This is a genomic window from Brevibacterium picturae, assembly GCF_030453725.1.
Lineage (GTDB): Bacteria > Actinomycetota > Actinomycetes > Actinomycetales > Brevibacteriaceae > Brevibacterium > Brevibacterium sandarakinum_A.
Window position 1 is genome coordinate 1 of record NZ_JAKDJU010000101.1, and the last position, 11079, is coordinate 11079.

8 protein-coding genes are annotated in these 11079 nt (G+C 63.2%); 4 read left to right on the forward strand and 4 right to left on the reverse strand.

Features of this window, described 5'->3' with window-relative positions; all coding sequences use genetic code 11:
• The first annotated feature begins 48 nt into the window (after nucleotides 1–48).
• Entirely contained in the window at nucleotides 49–1086 is a 1038-nt protein-coding gene (coaA, locus tag L0G76_RS10650; RefSeq protein ID WP_304357217.1) for a type I pantothenate kinase, read from the forward strand.
• A gap of 375 nt (nucleotides 1087–1461) precedes the next feature.
• Nucleotides 1462–3324 carry an ABC transporter ATP-binding protein gene (locus tag L0G76_RS10655; protein WP_304357218.1) on the forward strand — a complete coding sequence of 621 codons (1863 nt, stop codon included), beginning with the start codon at nucleotides 1462–1464 and terminating at the stop codon, nucleotides 3322–3324.
• 229 nt (nucleotides 3325–3553) lie between these two features.
• Here the strand turns inward: L0G76_RS10655 and L0G76_RS10660 are convergent, their stop codons facing one another.
• Nucleotides 3554–4483 carry a LysR family transcriptional regulator gene (locus tag L0G76_RS10660; protein ID WP_304357219.1) on the reverse strand — a complete coding sequence of 310 codons (930 nt, stop codon included), beginning with the start codon at nucleotides 4481–4483 and terminating at the stop codon, nucleotides 3554–3556.
• Nucleotides 4484–4603: 120 nt separating this feature from the next.
• On the opposite strand from L0G76_RS10660, the gene L0G76_RS10665 reads away from it, so the two are divergent.
• The gene (locus L0G76_RS10665; protein ID WP_304357220.1) at nucleotides 4604–4978 is read left to right on the forward strand and encodes a CBU_0592 family membrane protein; all 375 of its coding nucleotides are present in this window, start codon (nucleotides 4604–4606) and stop codon (nucleotides 4976–4978) included.
• Nucleotides 4979–5693: 715 nt separating this feature from the next.
• Here the strand turns inward: L0G76_RS10665 and glmM are convergent.
• The 3 genes from glmM to rplM all read right to left on the reverse strand — a co-directional run bounded on the left by glmM (nucleotide 5694) and on the right by rplM (nucleotide 8292).
• Nucleotides 5694–7046, reverse strand: coding sequence for a phosphoglucosamine mutase (gene glmM, locus L0G76_RS10670; protein ID WP_304357221.1), 1353 nt, complete (start codon nucleotides 7044–7046; stop codon nucleotides 5694–5696).
• A gap of 252 nt (nucleotides 7047–7298) precedes the next feature.
• Nucleotides 7299–7814 carry a 30S ribosomal protein S9 gene (rpsI, locus tag L0G76_RS10675; protein WP_304357222.1) on the reverse strand — a complete coding sequence of 172 codons (516 nt, stop codon included), beginning with the start codon at nucleotides 7812–7814 and terminating at the stop codon, nucleotides 7299–7301.
• A gap of 34 nt (nucleotides 7815–7848) precedes the next feature.
• Complete coding sequence (gene rplM / locus L0G76_RS10680) at nucleotides 7849–8292, reverse strand: 50S ribosomal protein L13 (protein WP_092106744.1); 444 nt, start codon at nucleotides 8290–8292, stop codon at nucleotides 7849–7851.
• 316 nt (nucleotides 8293–8608) lie between these two features.
• Here rplM and L0G76_RS10685 point away from each other — a divergent pair.
• Nucleotides 8609–11079: alkaline phosphatase family protein (locus L0G76_RS10685; RefSeq protein WP_304357223.1), on the forward strand; the 2471-nt coding region annotated here is incomplete at its 3' end.

Below are 11079 nucleotides of genomic sequence, written 5' to 3' on the forward strand. Positions count from 1 at the left end.
CCCACCTCGGGGATCTGAGAGGACATGACGCATGACACAATTGTGTCCATGTCTCACGTCGACCCCACTCTTGACCGCGCGCGGCGCCTGGCCGGTCTCAATACCGGACGCAAAGCCGAGGTCGAACCGACTTCACCCTTCTGGGAATTCGAGCGCGACGTCTGGGGGACCTTGGCGCAGGCCACTCCGCTGCCACTGAAACAACGCGACATCGAGCGTCTGCGCGGTTTGGGCGACCGGATCAACCTCGACGAGGTGTCCCAGGTCTACCTGCCCCTGTCGCGTCTGCTCAACCTCTACGTCTCCGCCCGTCATGCCAAACACGAGATGACCCGTGACTTCTTCTCGCCGCTGCACGAGATGGGACTCGAGCCGCAGGAGTCGAAGCGGACCCCCTTCGTCATCGGCGTGGCCGGCTCCGTCGCCGTCGGCAAATCCACCACCGCCCGTGTTCTGCGCGAACTCCTGGCTCGGTGGCCCGACACCCCCCGCGTCGAGCTCATCACCACCGACGGTTTCCTCTACCCCAACGCCGAGCTCGAGCGCAGGCGCCTGGTCGGGCGCAAGGGATTCCCCGAGTCCTATGATCGCCGCAAGCTGCTGCGGTTCATCTCCGCCGTGAAATCCGGATCCCCGGAGGTCCGTGCCCCCGTCTATTCGCATCACACCTACGACATCGTCCCCGGCGCCGAGGTGGTTGTGCGCTCCCCCGATGTCCTCATCGTCGAGGGCCTCAACGTCCTCCAGCCTGCCAGGCCACGCAGCGATGGAACCCTGGGCCTGTCGATCAGCGACTACTTCGACTTCTCCGTCTACGTCGACGCCCGTTCGAAGGACATCCGCGAGTGGTACATCTCCCGCTTCCTCAAGCTCAAAGCGGGAGCGTTCCAGGATCCGGATTCCTACTTCCACCGGTATTCGAAGCTCAGCGATGAGGAGGCGGTCACCCTGGCGACGGAGATCTGGGACTCGATCAACTTCCCCAATCTGCGGGAGAACGTCCAGCCCAGCCGCGGCCGCGCCGACCTCGTTCTGCACAAGTCCGCCGATCACACGATCCGCAAGGTCCAACTGCGCAAACTCTGATGCGCAAGCTCTGAGCATGTGTGGTCGGCAATGCTGGGGCGTGTGTGCGACGGGGCCCGAGTCACGTACGGGTGCGGTGCGAACCTGCGTTGCGGCCGGACACACGGTCCTCACACCCGGCCCAAGGACGTGCTTTGACCCGTGAGGCCTCTCACATGAGACTCTGTTCCGAGCCGATGAGGAAATAGATTCGAGTCTGCAATAGTTGCACTCAGTGCATAGTTCGCAGCCCGTGGGTGATGTGGGTGGGTGGCGTCGGCGAAGCGCTGTTCCGCTCAGCTCCGCCTGAACAGGTTTCGAACCCGAGAACAGCTGTGTCCGATTGCGTCCGTTCGACCCAGACGCGCCGGAACGCCACAAGGAGATGAGGCCGATATGAGTCTGCAGTCAGCACACAGGGTGATGTACAGCTCCGTGTCGAGCAAGAAGACCCCGAAGACCTCGATCAAGCCGGGCACCTACCGCCGGATCGCGTCGTTCGCGACCCGTCACAAGGCGAAGCTCGTCGTCTTCCTCACACTCTCCGTCGGCACCGCCGTCATCGGCGTCCTCAACCCGGTGCTCGCCGGTGACGTCGTCAACGCGATCACCAGCGGCGGACCCATCGAGACCGTCGTCTGGCTGGCCGTGGGGATCGGCGCCCTGGCGATCGCCGACGCCGCGATCACGATCTTCAACCGGTACCTGTCCTCGCAGATCGGCGAGGGTCTCATCTTCGATCTGCGCACGGCGGTCTATGACCATGTGCAGAAGATGCCGATCGCGTTCTTCAACCGCACCCGCACGGGTGCACTGGTCTCGCGTCTGAACACCGATGTCATCGGGGCTCAGCGGGCCTTTTCCAACACGCTGTCGGGGATCGTGTCGAACTTCGTCTCGCTGGCGCTGACCGTGGGCGTGATGGTCACGATCTCCTGGCAGGTCACCGTCCTCTCGATCCTGCTCCTGCCGCTGTTCATCATCCCCACGAAGCTGCTCAGCGGAAAGCTTGCCGACCTGCAGTTCCAAGCTGCGGAGAACAGTGCGGACATGTCGACCCGGATGACTGAGAGATTCTCCGCCGGCGGTGCCACGCTGGTCAAACTCTTCGGCAATCCGAAGACCGAGACCGATGAGTTCTCCGATCGTGCCGGTCAGGTCCGCGACATCGGCGTCAAGGTCGCCATGCTCCAGTCGACGTTCGTGTCCTCGCTGACTTTGGTCTCTGCCTTGGCACTGGCCCTCGTCTACGGCATCGGCGGCGCCCAGGCCGTCCTCGGCAACCTCAACGCCGGCCAGGTCGTCACCTTGGCGCTACTTCTGACCAGGCTCTACACTCCCCTGACCATGCTCGCCAACGCCCGTCTGGACATCATGAGCGCCGTCGTCAGTTTCCAGCGCGTGTTCGAGGTCCTCGACCTCGTGCCTCTCATCAAGGAGCCCGAGACACCGAAGGCACTGCCCAAGGGCGGCCTCGACGTGAAGTTCTCGAACGTCGACTTCGCCTACCCCAGCGCGGACCAAGTCAGCCTCGCCAGCCTCGAAGACGTATCCGTGCTCGATGCTCGCGGAGGAGACGAAGTCCTGCACTCACTCGACTTCACGATTCCTGCCGGCCACACCGTCGCCCTCGTCGGGTCCTCAGGTGCCGGCAAATCCACGATCGCCTCGCTCCTGCCCCGTCTCTATGACGTGACGAACGGTGCGATCACCATCGGCGGGGTCGATGTCCGCGACCTGACGTATGAGTCGCTGCGGGAGTCTGTCGGGGTGGTGACGCAGGATGGCCACGTCTTCCACGAGTCCATCCGCTCGAACCTGGCCCTCGCCAATCCGGAGGCCACCGATGCCCAACTGCACCAGGCCATCGACGGGGCCCAGCTCCACAACGTCATCGCGTCCCTGCCCGACGGCTTGGACACGGTGATCGGTGAGCGCGGCTACCGCCTCTCCGGCGGTGAACGCCAGAGGCTGACGATCGCGCGCATGCTCCTGGCAGCCCCCGAAGTCGTTGTTCTCGATGAGGCGACCTCCGCCCTGGACTCGACGAACGAAGCCGCCGTGCAACAGGCACTGACACAGGCCATGAGCGGTCGCACCGCAATGGTCATCGCCCACAGGCTCTCGACGATCCGCCAGGCCGATACGATCCTCGTCGTCGAAGCCGGTCGAATCGTCGAATCGGGTTCGCATGATGAGCTGTTGGCGCACAACGGTCGCTACGCGGAACTCTACGCAACACAGTTCGCCGCGAGCTGAGCGCAGCGCTCTCAGCATCGATCAACGCGGCGTCTGGTTATCGCGTTTGTGTTGTATCGGGACTTTTCGGACACCGTTCGTAGTCACTGATCGGACATGTGAGCTTCAGCGATAAATGGCGGTCTTCTGGCAACACTGGGTGGCGGTGACGTTGACCTCACCTACAGTGTGGTTTCCACTTGGAATAGCTAGACGATGACCGACCGAAAAGCCCAGCCGTACATACTCGCTACAGCTCTGCGAGGCCCAGTGACACGAGGCCCAGTGACTTCCCTGCCGTGTGAAATGCGTCGTGGACGGCAAGGACTGTAGGACGTTTAAGGGTGTGGGGAAGCTGGACGATCACGATGGTGTTTTGGAGTGGCTTGGCCAGCCGGATCGTGTCGACTGACTGCGATGGGTTGAAGGTCTTTGCCAGATCGCTGGTGAACGTGACTCCCAGCCCGGCTGCCACCAGGGCAAGTGCAGTCGCGGTGGCGTCGAGGCGGTGGCGTACAACCGGATCGAAACCGGCGGCGCGGCAGGCGGCTCTCATTGCTCGCCCGTAGTACGTGGCTGTACCGGAGAGGATCCAGTCTTCATCAGCCATCTCGGCCAGGTTGACTCCTTGACCGAGGCCCGAGCCGGTAGGAACAGCCAGATGGATCTCATCGATGCCAATCGGCACCACGCTCAGATCTCCGGACCACTGCTCTGGTGCATCCGGGTAGTCGAGCATCAGCGCACAGTCCAGTCGACCATCACGGAGGCCTTCGACGGCGTCTTCGACTTCGACTTCTTCGCTTTCGATGATGATCTCCGGGTATCGCTGAGCCAGCTCTTGGAGCACTACCGGCAACAGGCTGGCCGCTGCAGTGGCGAAGACCCCAATAGTCAACCTCGCCGCCAGTCCCTGACGGGCCTGTTCAATCGCCGCCAAGGTGCGCTGCTCAGCCTCAAGCAGTTCTTTTGCATGCTCCTCGGCGATTCGACCCACATCGGTGAGTCGGACTCCGCGTCCGACTCGTTCGATCACGGGTGCTCCAATCTCTTTGCTCAGCGTTTCGAGCTGTTGGGAGACCGTCGATGGCGAATAGTGCAGCGTTTCAGCGGCAGCGATGATCCCGCCAACCCGGGCAACCTCACACAGAGTACGCAGACGATGCAACGATAGAGCCATTCGGATATTATAAATGATTCTATGCATAAACATCCACTTGTTCCGAATCCTTAGCGGGTCGAGAATTGTCTGTGGGACCCCTTGATTTGGCCCCAGTTCCTAGAAACGACCGGAGGATTCGTGACCTTTTTCGACCTGTCTGGCTGGATCGGCGGCATAGCGGTTGCCATCGGCTACGTTCTCGTCACCCTGCACCTGCTCGATCCCGCTGGACGCGCTTATCAGATGTTGAATGTCTTCGGGGCTGTGATGCTGTCGGTGACAGCCCTGTATCGGTTGGCATATCCCAACATGATCATCAACGTGGTCTGGATTGTGTTCGGCCTCTATGCACTGCTACGTACGTTCCGGGGGCCTGCTGTTGAAGACTGTGATGTGGACACGGATCAGATCACCGCTGAACACGGCAACGATGGCGTCTTCCAGAAGCTCAGGGCCAGGAAGTGGCTTCACCACCGCGGCCATGTCACGGCCGCTGGTCGACCACGGGAATGAACCCTGAGTGGTGGACGCAATGAGTTCGGCCCAAGCCAGAGAGCACGCTCAGATCGACCTGTTCAGCAAGGAGCGCGGATTCCCCCTGGTGAGCGACTTTGTCTGAGAGGATTTTCGTCTTCAGCGCGACTCATCCTTGGTCGATCGTCAACTCCATGGGAATCAGGTCTACTGCGATCCTTCATCAGCGAGAGCCACCGTGGCCGGGCCCGGTCGCTGGAAGATGGATCGTGTCATCCCCAAGCATAGTTTTTGGGTGCGCTCCGAAACTAAACCCGGCGGCTGGGGCGGTCCTATGGACACAAGTTCGCGCCAAAGATGAACGTGGGTCCGCCGCCACGAAGGGTTGACCTATCGCCGCCATTTATCGCTGAAGCTCACATATCGGACAGTCTCGGTACCGACTTGTCTGACGCAGCGCTGAACGAATTCAGGGACGGCAGTGGTCGCAGCGCTCCAACGCCGAGCTGGAATATGTTGTCGCCGGCGACGACATAATCGGCGTCTTGACTACCTTCTTCTCGGACTGTGTTCCCACACACTTATCGGACACCATCGGTACCGACTTATCGGACTAACCGTGGATCGAGCGGACTTCGTGGATCGAGCGGACTTCGTCGCGCAGTGGCCGAGCCACACGCGCCCCGCGCCACACACGCCCCGTGCCACACCGCCTGCTGCGGAGAGGAACACTCAGCACCAAGCCGATCCCTGCCTACAGCGCCAGGTGCTCCTTGACGTTGGCGGCCAGACGCTCGGCCTGTGCCTGGGCGATGTCCTCGGTCTCGGCTTCGACCATCACGCGGATCAGCGCTTCGGTGCCCGAGGCCCGCAGGAGCACGCGGCCCGAGCCCTCGAGCTCGGTTTCGACTGCGTTGACTTCGGCCGCCACCTGGGGATGGTCGACACCATACTTGTCGACGCCCTTGACGTTGACGAGGGCCTGCGGCAGCTGAGGAATCTCGGCAGCCAGATCAGCCAGCGTGCGCTTAGAATCAGCCATGCGCTTCATCAGATGCAGAGCCGTCTGCACACCGTCGCCGGTGGTGCCGTGGTCGAGCATGAGCACATGCCCGGACTGTTCCCCGCCGAGGACGTAGCCGTCTGCCAGCATGCGTTCGAGGACATAGCGGTCACCCACAGCAGTCTGGACGGTGTTGATCGAGTACTTGTCCATCGCGTGCCGCAGTCCGAGGTTCGACATCACGGTTGTGACGAGGGTGTTTCCGGTCAGTTCGCCGAGTTCCTTGAGGCCGATCGCCAGGATGCCCATGAGCTGGTCACCGTTGATGACACGACCGAGTGAGTCCACGGCCAGGCAGCGGTCGGCGTCGCCGTCGAAGGCCACGCCCAGATCGGACTGGGTCTCGACGACGAGGCGCTGGAGTGGTTCGAGGTGTGTGGACCCGACGCCGTCGTTGATGTTGAAGCCATCGGGTTCGGCGGCGGAGACGATGACTTCGGCGCCGGCCTGGCGCAGTGCAGCGGGCCCGACGACCGATGCCGCGCCGTGAGCGCAGTCGACGACGACCTTGAGGCCGGACAGGGGACGTGTGCCCTCCGCGTCGAGGGAGCGCACAAGGTTCTCAGTGTATTCGTCAGCGGCGGCGGGATAACGGGAGATGCGACCCACCTCGGCGCCGGTGGGACGGGTCCAGTCCTCATCGAGGACTGCCAGGATCGAATCTTCGACGGCATCGTCGAGTTTCGTCCCGCCGGCTGCGAAGAATTTGATGCCGTTGTCCGGCATCGGGTTGTGGGAGGCGGAGATGACGACTCCGAAGGCAGCCCCCGTGTCCGCGACGACGCTGGCGATGCCAGGCGTGGGCAGCATTCCCGCGTCGAGCACGTCGACTCCGGCCGAGGCGATGCCCGCGCTGATCGCGGCCGAGAGGAATTCGCCGGAGACTCGGGTGTCTCGGCCCACGACCGCGAAGGGACGCTTGCCTTCCGGCCAACCACGGGTGAGTACTCGCGAACCTGCAACGGAGAGTTGGAGGGCCAGCCGTGCAGAGATGTCGCTGTTGGCCAACCCGCGGACACCGTCGGTGCCGAAGAGTCGTGTCATGGAAAGTCCTTTCCTCAATTTCTCGTCGATAGTAGTCCATAGGACCGCCGAGGCGGTGGTGCCGGACCGCACGACGCCCGAAATCGGTGCGAGTTGACGCCGCCGGTGACGCGGCGAAAGAAGGGCGAAAAGCGAGTGAATGCACGAAATGCGGCCCCGAATCCGGTTCGGGGCCGCATTGCGGTGTTCATCGAGCTGAACTGTCGGTGACTGCGCCTCAGCGGCAGACCAGGCGCAGTCCTGACAGCAGAATCAGCGCTTCGAGAACTGAGGTGCCTTACGGGCCTTCTTGAGACCGGCCTTCTTGCGCTCGGGGACGCGTGCGTCGCGGCGCAGGTAGCCTGCCTTCTTCAGCTCGGCACGGTTCGACTCTTCGTCGATCTGATTGAGCGAACGGGCGATGCCCAGACGAACGGCTCCGGCCTGACCGGACGGTCCGCCACCGGAGATGAGCACGACGACGTCGAAACGTCCGTCGAGGTCCAGGAGGCGGAAGGGCTCGTTCACGAGCTGCTGGTGCAGCTTGTTCGGGAAGTACTCTTCGAGAGAGCGTCCGTTGATGGTCCATTCACCGGATCCGGGGATCAGGCGCACGCGAGCAACTGCCTGCTTGCGGCGGCCGACTCCGCTGCCGGGAGCGGTCAGGGACTGTCCGCGTCCGCCGGCGGTCTGTTCGCCCAGGCCTGCGGATTCGGGGGTCTCCGACGTGTATTCGGTTGCGATTGGTTCTTCGACAGTCTCTGTCGCAGTGGTGGTTTCTTCAGCCACGGTTCTCCTCGGTATGTCTAGAGCTCAAGCGCGCTTACTGCGCGACCTGGCTGAGTTCGTACGACTGCGGATTCTGAGCGGCGTGTGGGTGCTCTCCACCCGTGTACACCTTCAGCTTCTGCATCTGGGCACGTCCGAGACGAGTCTTCGGAACCATACCGCCGACAGCCTTTTCGACTGCGCGCTCGGGATTGGTGGCGAGAAGCTCGGCGTAGTTGACGCTCTTCAGACCGCCCGGGTAACCCGAGTGGTGGTAAGCGCGCTTCTGGTCGAGCTTCGCACCGGTCAATGCGACCTTGTCGGCATTGATGATGATGACGAAGTCACCGGTGTCGATATGAGGAGCATAGGTGGTCTTGTGCTTGCCGCGCAGCAGGCGTGCAACCTGGGAGGCAAGACGACCGAGCACCTGGTCAGTGGCGTCAATGACGTGCCACTGGCGCTCAATATCGCCGGGCTTGGGTGTGAACGTACGCAAAAGTAGCCTTCTTTTCGTATCTCTTGGTGTAGTGCCGTTGACTCATCGGGTCGTGAGTCTGATGAGTCAAGGCACTCGTTGTCTTGAATCGGGTCTGCCCATCGAAGACGTCCCCTCACCTACGGGCCTGCAACGCATGAGGCTATGTAAGGGAGCACGACGGACACACACAACGACAATCAAATATACATGCACTCTCACCCGCGGAGCAAACGCTCAGGCCAGTGACAGAGCGGGCGGAAACCTGAGCCGATACCATTGTCATGTGCCGCCCACATCCCTGCTGCCCAAGTGCCTTCCCGCATACAGACTCCTGGTGCTGGGATTAGTTCTCGGGCTCTTGGTGCTCGTGCTCGGCCCCGCGCAGTCACCGGCCACTGCCGCAGACGAGTCACCGAGCACCGAATCGCCCGCGACATCCGCGGCCGACACCGCAGCATCGTCGAGCCCCGCAGCGTCGGCGAACACCGGAGCGTCGGACCAGGATTCCGAGGCCTCACACGCCCCCGCCGGCAGGACCATCGTCTACGGCATACCCGGTCTGACCATCAATGACATCGATCCCGTGCGCACGCCCAACCTCTACGCGCTCTTCTCCGACGGTGCGGCCGCCAACCTCAATGTGCGCACCATCGGGTCGGCCACCTGCCCCGGGTCCGGTTGGCTGTCCTTGGGTGCCGGCGCGCGCGCCGAGGCTGGCCCTCCAGCCGATCCGGACGAAGCCGACAGCACGGCCACCTGCCCCCCGCTGAGCGCCCCGTCGACCAGCGACGAAGCCGTCGCGAAGGCAGTGGAGAAGGCGGACGAGGCCTCAGCATCAGGCAGCAGCGCTGGAGCATCGAGTGATGAATATCTCCCCGGGGATTCCCCTCGGGGGACGACCACCGCCGTGATCGATGACTTCGAGTCCATCAAAGAGCCGAACATCGACTCGGGCTACTCGGTGGACTACGGAATGCTCTCCCGCCTCGTCCGCGAGCAGGGGAAGACGAACCCAGCAGGCACTGACTCCGCGGGAGACGAATCGCAGCTCGCAGCCTGCGTCGCCGCAGAGGGCCCCGGCGCGGCCTATGCCGTCGCCGACGACAACGGCATCGTGGCCGACTACACCGATGACGCGGCCACCACCGACTGCCGACTCGGACTCGTCGACCTGGGCTCGATCGGCTCATCGGCGTGGCTCTACGATCCGATCCCCGACTTCTCCTACACCGTCCCTGTCTCCTTCGACCGCGCGGAACGCGTCGCCGAGGCCGATCAGCGCTTGGGCACCAAACTGGACGAAGTCCGAGACTCTGCGAAGCCGGGAAGCGCCGAACCCACGATCATTGTGGCCGGCCTCGGCGACAGCTCGAGTCTGCCGCAGCTGCGCGCATTCATCGCCTCCGGTCCCGGCTACGAACCGGGCAGTGTGTCCTCGCCCAGCACACGCACTCCCGGCCTCCTGCAGATCACGGACCTGGCCCCGGGGATCCTCGACCAATTCGGCATCTCCTCCCCCAGCGGCATCACCTTCGACATCACGCCCACCGATGACGCCCCGGACAAGCGCATCGATGATCTTGTGTCCGAATCGCAGAAGGCGACAACGATCCACCAGCATCTGTCGACGTTCTCCCTGTTCCTCGACATCACCTTCTACGTCCTGTTCATCCTGTGCGGGCTTCTGCTCTCCCGGGCCCTCATCGGCCGCCGAGGCGGTGCGACGATCGCCCCCACCGTGCACCGATTCCTGGCCTGGATCTCACTCGCCGCGGCAACCCTGCCGATGAGTGCGTTCCTGGCTGGACTGCTGCCCTGGGCCCGATTGCCCCACCCCGGCTTCGGTTTGGCGCTGTCGATCGCGGTCTCGGCCGCGCTCCTCTTCGTCGTCTCTCTGCTCCCGCCCTGGGGTCGAACCTGGCGCGGTCGCGTGGCCGCGCTCTCGCTGGCCAGCTTCCTCATCCTCTCCGCAGACCTCATCACCGGTTCGCATCTGCAGGGCAACTCCCTGCTGGGCTACAACCCGATCGTCGGTGGCCGGTACTACGGCCTGGGGAATCAGGGAGCGGCGATCTTCATCGTCAGCCTGTTCATCTTCCTGGGACTTGCGATCTCCTGGCTGAGATCGAAGGGACATCGCAGGATGGTCGTCATCCTTCCCCTCGTCCTCGGACTGTTCGCGGTGTTCGTGTCCGGAAATCCGTCCTGGGGTGCGAAGTTCGGCGGCACGATCGCCACCCTGGCCGGCCTCCTGGTGCTGCTGGCATTGGTCAGCCGCATCCGCCTCACCATCGTCCGTCTTGTGCTCATCGGCCTCGCCTCGCTGACCGTGCTGCTGGGCATCGCGTTCCTCGACTGGCTGCGCGAACCGGGTGCACGCTCGCACTTCGGAAACTTCTTCGACCAGATCGTCACCGGTGAGGCCCTGCAGGTGATCGGCCGGAAGCTCGGCGCCAACCTCCACATCATTCAGATCAACCCTGCGCTGGCGATCGTGACTCCCCTCGCGGTCATCGCGATCCTGCTCTTCCTCCGCTATCTGCTCCACTTCCCCGCCATCTCTTCCACATCGCGCACCGGTCGCCTGACGAACAGATGGCGAGGACGTCTGCCGCAGGTGTTCGAAGACCAGGACATCCACTTCGGCTTCCTCGCCGCAGCCACGGGCATGGCGGTGGGGCTGGTGATCACGGACTCCGGCATCGCCGTGCCCTCGACCGGGGCGATGGTGCTGCTGCCCTATCTGCTGGCGCTGAGCGCCGAACATGCCGATGAGAAGGTCGCACGTTCAGGCGGCAGAACACG